Origin of the sequence: Alkalibacillus haloalkaliphilus C5, assembly GCF_000269905.1 — a bacterium.
In the GTDB taxonomy this organism is placed as follows: Bacteria; Bacillota; Bacilli; order Bacillales; family Alkalibacillaceae; genus Alkalibacillus; species Alkalibacillus haloalkaliphilus_A.
This window is the reverse complement of the sequence record NZ_AKIF01000251.1, coordinates 1-1,738: the sequence shown is the minus strand read 5'-3', so window position 1 is coordinate 1,738 and position 1,738 is coordinate 1. Positions and strand designations below refer to the sequence as shown.

At 38.7% G+C, this 1,738-nt stretch carries 3 protein-coding genes; all 3 read right to left on the bottom strand.

All coding sequences use genetic code 11. The features are described from left to right. A partial coding sequence (locus A194_RS0116140) for a pyridoxal phosphate-dependent aminotransferase (protein ID WP_017187813.1) occupies positions 1 to 550 on the bottom strand: 550 nt, incomplete at its 3' end. Continuing rightward, a complete protein-coding gene (locus tag A194_RS0116135; protein WP_017187812.1) occupies positions 547 to 1,185 on the bottom strand; it encodes a bifunctional 4-hydroxy-2-oxoglutarate aldolase/2-dehydro-3-deoxy-phosphogluconate aldolase in 639 nt (212 codons plus the stop codon). The genes A194_RS0116140 and A194_RS0116135, both read right to left, overlap by 4 nt. Next, a partial coding sequence (locus A194_RS18995; protein ID WP_017187811.1) for a PfkB family carbohydrate kinase occupies positions 1,185 to 1,738 on the bottom strand: 554 nt, incomplete at its 5' end. The genes A194_RS0116135 and A194_RS18995, both read right to left, overlap by 1 nt.

Sequence of the window (1,738 nt, the reverse complement as noted above, 5' to 3'; positions counted from 1 at the left end):
CCTCTTGGACTATTTCTGGTGGATAAACTTTCCCAGTTGGGTTATTTGGAGAATTTAATATGATCGCCCGTGTTCGATTTGTAATTTTGGAACGTATATCATCCAAATCTGGTAAATAGTCATTTTCTATAGGTGTTTGATAGTAAACCGGGACGGCATCTTGAATACGCACTAACCCATCATAATTAGGATAAGACGGATCAGGAATTAGCACTTCTTCATCTTTATCAACAATGGAATATAGCATTATATTAATAGAAGCCACTGCACCAGGTGAAACAAGAACATTGTTAATATCAATCTTCTTTCGATAACGGTTATAAATGCGATCGACAATTGCTTTTCTAAGAGAAGGGTACCCAGCATTAGCTGTATACCTCGTAAAACCATCCTGAATAGCTTGAATAGCTCCATCTTTAACAAAGTCTGGTGTTGAAATGGCTGGTTCCCCCACTTGTAGTGAAATCACATCTTCCATTGTCATAGCTAACTCCATGATTTCACGAATTCCATTACGTTGAATATTGTCCCGCTCACTAATATGTGTCATGACACTACACCTCTCACTGCATTCACATAAGCTCGAGCTGTTTGTTCAATCCGGTCAAAATTCTCATCTTCAATGGTCTTCAGATCAACAAGTGAACCTCCAACCCCTACAGCATATGCACCCTTTTCGAAGAATGAAGATATATTTTCAAGGTTGATACCACCAGTTGGAACAAGCTTCACGTCAGGTAAAGGGGCATGTATTGCCTTTAAATACTCCGGTCCTAGCTGACTAGCTGGAAATACCTTAACAGCATCAGCCCCTGCATTAGTTGCCTGGACGATTTCAGTAGGCGAAAATGCTCCAGGTAAGGAAAACAAGTTCTGTTTTTTTGTTTCTTTAATCACACCTTCATCTGTATTAGGTGAGAAAATAAATTTTGCGCCCGCTTCAGATACTCGCTTGACTTGATCAACCGTGAGAACAGTACCTGCCCCAACTAATAATTCGTCACCAAATTTTTGATTCATAGCTTTAATACCTGGAATAGGATCTATTTCTCCAAACGTCATTTCAATTGAATGAATTCCACCATTTTTCAACGCTGTAGCTAGCTTAACAGCAGAATTTTCATTAACTCCTCTGACTACTGCAATGATCGGCATATCCTTAAGCACTTTTATTTGGTTTAACATTATCGTTTCACATCCCCATTGCTTTGACCTGATAGAATCTCTCGAAAATATTGAATTTGATTTAACTGAGGGAACCCTTCAACATCTCCTAACATTTGTGTTAGAAGAGCTCCTAATAAATTACCACGATCCAAACATGTCTCAGGGGTTTCTTCTTGCAATAACCCACTTATAAATCCAGCCGAAAAAGCATCACCAGCGCCTACAGGGTCCTTAACATCAGTTACGTGGTAGCCTTTCTGATAAACCTGTGTAGTGGCATCTGCATAGAAACTTCCCTTCTCACCAAGTTTTACAGCCATTTTCAGATTAGGATTAAGTTCTAAATAATAAGCTGCAGCTTCCTCTGGAGTAGAATGACCCGTTAAAAATTCAATTTCTGGCAACCCCGGTAGAAAAATATCAACGCGTTCAACTACTGAATTTATTAACTTTTTATATTCTTCATGATCTGATGTTAACTTCAATCGAATATTTGGATCGAATATAATGCGTGTCCCGACTTCCTCTGCTATTTCTATAGCTCTTAACACTGTCTTTTTACAAGATTCAC